This is a genomic window from Glutamicibacter sp. BSL13 (assembly GCF_052928425.1).
On the sequence record NZ_JAVGCZ010000188.1, the window covers coordinates 1 to 2,254 of the forward strand.

At 70.6% G+C, this 2,254-nt stretch carries 2 protein-coding genes; both read right to left on the bottom strand.

All coding sequences use genetic code 11. The features are described 5' to 3' along the window. Nucleotides 1-518, bottom strand: a 518-nt coding sequence (locus RCJ92_RS15665) for a single-stranded DNA-binding protein (protein ID WP_446755090.1), incomplete at its 3' end; no start/stop codon positions are given. Nucleotides 519-608: 90 nt separating this feature from the next. Continuing rightward, nucleotides 609-2,254, bottom strand: a 1,646-nt coding sequence (locus RCJ92_RS15670) for a type IV secretory system conjugative DNA transfer family protein (RefSeq protein WP_446755091.1), incomplete at its 5' end; no start/stop codon positions are given.

Sequence of the window (2,254 nt, forward strand, 5' to 3'; positions counted from 1 at the left end):
ACGGGTTCGGGGGCGACCTGGGACTCGCGCTCGGCGAGCACGTCGGCCACCGGGTCCGCGGGCTCCTTCTCGGCCGCCTCCGTGTCGACGGCCGGCGCCTGCTGTGAGGTGCTCTCGCGGGCGGTGGCGTCGACGGCCGGGGTCTCCCGCTCGGCCTGTGGGGTGCGGTGGATGTTGAAGGTGGTGATGTTGCCGTTCGGGCCGATCGTGCTGGCTCGGAACTGCTCGCGGGTCACCTGCTCGCCGTCGACGTTCTGTGTGTAGCTGCGCTCCTGTCCCTGGGCGATGAAGTTGTCGCCCTTCTGGTAGGTGGCGTGCGCCCGCTCGGCCGAGGGGCCGAACATGATCAGGTCGGTGAAGTACGGCTCGACCTCGTGGAAGTTGCCCTGTTCGTCGCGCTCGGCGTCCTGGTGGAGGCCGACGCGGGCGTAGAAGCGGGCGTCGCCGTACCGGGTGAAGGTCAGGGTCGGGTCGGATGCGATGAACCCGGACACGCCGGGCTTGGTCGGCATAGGCATACCGAGGTCTCCTCTCAGATCTCGCCCGGCCCTGCGCCGGGTCACACGTCAGGTACGGGCCACAACCCGCCCGCCCCACACCGGTCCTGGTCAGTGGGCGTGCTGGAGGAGCTGCTCGATCTCGGCCCGGTCCGCCTTCAGCTGGGCGGCATCCGCCCTGGCGGTCCAGGGCCGCAGGGTCGTGATGATCGGCCGGGCGGAGCGGAGCATGACGACCCCAGTCCCGAACGGCAAGGTCCTGAGGACCTCGGGCGGCATGATCGGGATCCGCCGGATCGAGCGCTGGTTGGAGTGCGCGCCGTAGGCGTCGGTGGTGACGGAGTCGGTCGTCTCGTCGCGTTCCCCGATCAGCGCCGACAGGTCCTGCAGGTCTCGAGAGTTGCTGGCGCCGCCGAGGATGATCTTCACGATCGAGGAGTCCCACAAGGCGTTCGCGTTGTTCTCGCCCCACCGCTCCCGCGCCTGCGCCAGGGACTGCAGCACCGGCAGCGTGGTGATGCCGGTGCCGCCTCCCTCGGCCATCAGCACGGGAAGTGCGGGCAGAGGCGCGAGGTTCCCGATCTCGTCCAGGGCCAGCAGCAGGGGCGGGTCCATCCGTGCGCCGGCGGAGCGGGCGGCGATCTTCCGGGCGGTCTCGACGATGTCCTCGATGAACGCCGACACCAGCGCAGCCGAGGCGCCGGCTCCGGCCCCGGTCGCCAGCAGATACATGGTCCCGTTCTCCCACAAGAACCTCTCGGGGTCGAACCCCTCGTCGGGGCTGGGTGAGACGGCGTCGAGGACCCGTGGGTCGGCGAGCGAACCGAAGGAGAGCGAGACGCCCTGCCAGATCGAGTCCCGGGTTCTCGGATCGGATTGGATCATTGCGTCCAGCGAGTCCGCCCACCCCTCCGCGGCATCCGTATTGGTCGAGAGGATGCGGACGGCGTCGGCGGCTGCGGCCGGGCTCAGCGACCACTGGTAGACCGTCTTGGAGTCCCGTCCGTCCAGGGCCGCAGCGTGCAGGAGGGCCTGGATCGCGGCGGTGGTCTTGCCCTCCCAGAATCCGCCATCGGACACGCCGCCGAACCCGGTCGCGGTGGCGAGGCCTTTGGCGCGGATCATCGCGGTCAGCGGGTCGGCGCAGCCGCGCACGATCGACCACCGCATGCCCGAGGGCAACCCGGGGGCGAGGTGTTGCGGGTCGAACACCGCGACCGGCCCTGTGCGCTGCCGGGCCTTCAGCGTAACGGTCAGATTGTCGGGCCTGGTGCTCGTGGTCAGCACCGGACCGGCGGCGTCGAGGATCGAGTTGACGACCACATGCAGCCCTTTGCCGGATCTCGGTGGGCCGACCAGGAGCATCGAGTCCTCGACGGTCGCCCATACCTGGGTGCCCTTCGCCGTGCCCAGCAGATATCCCACCTCGGCCGGGTCGGGCTTCTTGTCCTGGATCGAAGGCCGTAGCGTTCCGGCCCGTCTTTGCAGGGCCTTGCGGGAGGCGACACGGGCGACCTCGTCCCCGGTCGCCGTCCCGGCGAGGTTGTGCACCCGCGAACGGTCCCGGCCGCGCCTCACCAGCCGCCACACGATCACTCCCAGCATGGCCAGGCACCCGAGGAGGAGGACGACGAGGAACCAATACAGGACCGGGTTCAAGCCCGGCGCACCGATCGCGGCCCCGGGATCCGTAGGGCTGGCGAGGACGCCGAGCCCGGTCGCCGGCCCGCCGGTCGGGGCCGGCCGCCCAGTGAGGA